Annotated in this window: 3 protein-coding genes; 2 read left to right on the top strand and 1 reads right to left on the bottom strand. The window is 69.4% G+C overall.

Going from position 1 to position 3,657, the window contains the following annotated elements:
• Nucleotides 1–15: 15 nt before the first annotated feature.
• Nucleotides 16–861 (top strand): NAD(P)-dependent oxidoreductase, encoded by an 846-nt coding sequence (locus tag J7E68_RS17790; protein ID WP_215174845.1) that lies wholly within the window; start codon nucleotides 16–18, stop codon nucleotides 859–861.
• 27 nt (nucleotides 862–888) lie between these two features.
• Here J7E68_RS17790 and J7E68_RS17785 read toward each other — a convergent pair whose 3' ends face one another.
• Nucleotides 889–1,911, bottom strand: a complete 1,023-nt coding sequence (locus J7E68_RS17785; protein ID WP_215174844.1) for a LacI family DNA-binding transcriptional regulator — start codon at nucleotides 1,909–1,911, stop codon at nucleotides 889–891.
• A 200-nt stretch (nucleotides 1,912–2,111) separates the two neighbouring features.
• Between J7E68_RS17785 and J7E68_RS17780 the strand changes: the two genes are divergently transcribed.
• Complete coding sequence (locus tag J7E68_RS17780; RefSeq protein WP_215174843.1) at nucleotides 2,112–3,407, top strand: sugar ABC transporter substrate-binding protein; 1,296 nt, start codon at nucleotides 2,112–2,114, stop codon at nucleotides 3,405–3,407.
• Nucleotides 3,408–3,657: the final 250 nt, after the last annotated feature.

Below are 3,657 nucleotides of genomic sequence, written 5' to 3'. Positions count from 1 at the left end.
TGCCACTCTGGTGACATGCGCATCGCACTCACCGGATCATCGGGCAAGCTCGGCAGCGTCGTCGCGCGGGAACTCCGCGCCGGCGGCCACGAGGTCATCGGCATGGACGTCGCGGGCACTCGCGGCCCCGACTTCGTGCAGGTCGATCTCACGGATTACGGCCAGGTCGTGGATGCTTTCACGGCCGTCGGCGACCGGCACGACGGCATCGACGCTGTCGTGCACCTGGGCGCGATCCCGGCTCCCGGCATCCGCAGCGACGTGGCGACCTTCCACAACAACATGCCGGCCACGTTCAACGTCTTCTGGGCGGCGGTGCGCCTCGGCATCCGCCGCGTCGTCTACGCGTCGAGCGAGACGGTTCTCGGCCTGCCGTTCGACGTGCCGCCGCCCTATGTGCCGGTCGACGAGGACTACCCCGCCCGCCCCGAATCGGTCTACTCGCTCGTGAAGACCCTCGAGGAGCATCTGGCGACCGAGCTCGTGCGCTGGCACCCCGACCTGTCGATCACCGCCCTGCGGTTCTCGAACGTGATGAATCCCGAGGACTACGCCGAGTTCCCTGACTTCGACGCCGATGCGCTCCGCCGCAAGTGGAACCTCTGGGGCTACATCGACGCGCGCGACGGCGCCCAGGCGGTGCAGCGCGCCCTCGAAGTCGCAGCCCCCGGTTTCGACAACTTCATCATCGCGGCCGCCGACACGGTGATGTCGCGCCCGAACGCCGAGCTGCTCGCCGAGGTCTTCCCCGATGTGCCGGTCGCCCGTGAGTTCGGGCCGAACGAGACGCTGCTGTCGATCGACAAGGCCCGGCGCATCCTGGGGTTCGACCCCCAGCACTCCTGGCGCGACCACGTCTGACCGCACCCCGGCGCGGGCGAGCCCGCCTCAGCGCCGGGCGATCGTCGATCCGCGGATCACGAGCCGCACCGGCAGATGGTGCGCGCCCTCGCCGATGTCGATGCCGTCGATCGCGTCGAACACCCGCAGCGCCGCCTGACGACCGAGCTGCTGCAGGTTGGCGTCGATGCTGGTGAGCTCGGGACGGGCGTTCGCGGCGAGCACCTCCCAGTTGTCGTAGCCGATCACCGCGAGGTCGTCCGGCACCGATCGACCGAGATCCCGCGCCGAGTCGAGCACGCCGCGGGCGATCTGATCCGACCCGCAGAACACCGCGTCGATGTCGGGATGCCGCTGCAGCAGCATCGCCGCCGCATCGCGCCCCCAGTGCTCCGTCCACTCCGAGAACATCGGCTCGCCGACGAGCTCGAGCCCCGCCTCGCCGAGTGCGGCCCTGGCACCGGCCAGGCGGTCCTGAGCCGCGGCATAGGTCGGGTCGCCCGAGATGTGCGCGATGCGCCGCCGCCCGCAGGCGAGCAGATGCTCGATCGCGAGGCGCCCTCCTGCGTAGTTGTCGGGGGTCAGCGACAGATCGCGCGGGTCGTCGGAGGGCGCATAGGCGTAGACGACCGGTACGGGGATCTCCTGCCCGAGCGAGGGACGCGGATCCGTCTGCCGCCCGACGACGATGATGCCGTCGACCCGACGGCTCAGCAGTTCGCGCAGGTGGTGCTGCTCGCGGATGGCGTCTCCGCGGGCATCGCACAGGAAGACGTTGATGCGGCCGGCGCCGAAGGCGTCTTCGGCCCCCATGAGGATCGGCAGCATGAAGCGACCCTCGAGGTCGCTGGTGAGCAGCCCGACCGTTCCCGTGCGGCCTGCGAGGAGCCCTCGGGCCATCGCGTTGGGAGTGAAGGAGAGCTCATCGGCGATCGCTCGCACCTTGGCCCGGGTCGCCGCCGACACGTCGCCCCGGTCGTTCAGCGCCTTGGAGGCCGTCGAGATCGACACCCCCGCGCGCGCGGCGACGTCGCCGAGGGTCACAGCCCGCGCTCCGGTCGAATCGCTCATCTCACTCCCTGTTGCTGAAAGGTTATCGGAACAAGGGTTGACGACCCCGTCACAACCACGCTATACCTTTTCGAAAGGGTTTTCGTAAATTTCGGTAAGCCGGATCGCAGACCCTCTCCACACCATCTCCACACCGGCGCTGCACTGTCGAAGCGCCACACCGCACCCGCTCGAGGAAGAGCCCAGAGGAGCCCCCGCCCATGAACACCATCCGCACACACGCCGCGCGACGCGCATCCGCCGCCGTCATCGCGGCCGGCCTGCTGGTCGGCGGCCTCGCCGCCTGCGCGCCCGCCGCAGACGAGGCCTCGAATGAGCCCATCACCGCCGAAGGCACCGACGACGGCACGACGCTGACGCTGTGGACCCGCGCGCCCATCGAGCGCCAGGCCAAGCTGCTCGTCGATGCCTACAACGCCAGCCACGAGAACCAGGTCGAGCTCACGGTCGTGCCGAACGACGACTACGTCGCCAAGGTCGGGGCCGCCGCCGGATCGAACGGTCTTCCCGATCTCTTCGCCGCCGACATCGTCTACGTGCCGAACTGGGCGCAGCAGGGTCTGTTCCAGGACATGTCCGAGCAGATCGACGGCCTCGACTTCAAAGACGAGATCAACCCCGGTCACCTCTCGGCGGGCACCGTCGACGGCGCGGAGTACGTGCTGCCGTTCGCGCTCGACCTCTCGATGCTCTTCTGGAACAAGGATCTCTTCGCCGAGGCGGGGCTCGACCCCGAGAAGGCACCGGCGACACTCGAGGAGTTCGCCGACGCCGCCCTCGCCGTGCAGGCGCTGAACAAGCCCGACACCTACGGCACGGCGACGGGCCTGAACTGCGGCGGATGCCTGGTCTTCACCTGGTTCCCCTCGATCTGGGCATCGGGCGACGAGGTCATGAACGACGACGGCACCGAATCGCTGCTCGACGGAGACTCGGCCCAGGCGGTCTATGACACGTGGGCCGGGCTCGAAGAGGCCGGAGCCGTGCTTCCCAGCTCGACAGACGAGGCGGGCCCCACGTGGACGGCCGCGTTCAGCGAGGGCAAGGTCGGCGTGATGCCGTTCCCAGCCACCCTTCTTCCCTCCCTCGAGTTCGACGCGGGTGTCGCCGGCATCCCGGGCGTCGACGGCGGCGTCTCGACCTTCGTCGGAGGCGACGGCATCGGCATCTCGAAGGACTCGAAGAAGGCGGCCCAGGCCTGGAACTTCCTCAACTGGATGATGTCGGAGGAGGCCCAGGTCGAGGTGCTCGCGAAAGACGGCAACGCCGTGTCGCGCGGTGACCTCGCCGACAACGAGTACTCCGCCGCCGACCCGAGGCTCGTCACGATCAACGAGGTGGCAGCCCAAGGCGACACCCCGGTGGCGCTCAACTTCCAGCAGGCGTTCAACGCTCCCGGCAGCCCCTGGCTCACACTGATCCGCAACGCGGTGCTCGACGGCGAGGATGCCGTGCCGACCGACAACGAGGAGATCACCGCGATCCTGTCGCAGTGATCGCCGCGGGGGTGGCGCCGCCGGCGCCGCCCCCGCATCCTCCTCGCCAGCGCCGCGCCCGCGCGCATGCCCGAACGCGCGTACGACGGCGCACCCGTACGTCCCGATCGAAAGAGAACGAGATGACCCAGGCCGCACCCCCGCTGCGTCGCCGCAGACCTCGCACCGCGTTCGGCGGCCCGGTGCAGGGCTGGCTCTACGCCGCCCCCACCGCGATCTTCGTCGCCCTGCTCTTCATCGTCCCGCTGGT

The organism is Microbacterium sp. ISL-103 (genome assembly GCF_018613995.1).
In the GTDB taxonomy this organism is placed as follows: Bacteria; Actinomycetota; Actinomycetes; order Actinomycetales; family Microbacteriaceae; genus Microbacterium.
The sequence above is the reverse complement of the archived record's forward strand: the minus strand, read 5'-3'. Positions and strand labels throughout refer to the sequence as shown.